The sequence below is a fragment of the Neisseria sp. P0009.S007 genome (assembly GCF_051962515.1).
In genome coordinates, this window is the sequence record NZ_JBQCVF010001151.1 from 1 (window position 1) to 262 (window position 262).

1 pseudogene is annotated in these 262 nt (G+C 47.7%); it reads left to right on the forward strand.

From position 1 onward, the window contains the following. Window positions 1–262: pseudogene (locus ACTHS3_RS18115) on the forward strand (LTA synthase family protein); the annotation flags it as partial.

Sequence of the window (262 nt, forward strand, 5' to 3'; positions counted from 1 at the left end):
GTCCTGTTTATGCCTTTGAAAAATCAGCAAAGGGCAGCATCGCATTTGCTGAAGCCACAATCGGACAAGATTCTCATGATAGTTGCAGAATCTTGGGGACAGCCCGACAAGCAGGCTTTGCAGGATGCGGTACTTGCTAAGTTGTCGGAGCAAAAAGATCGTTTTTCGGTTTGGGAAGGTGGCAGTTTTAATTTTATCGGAGCGACTGTAGAGGGCGAGATGCGGGAGCTTTGTTCTTACAGCAGGGTACATGGTTTTGGGT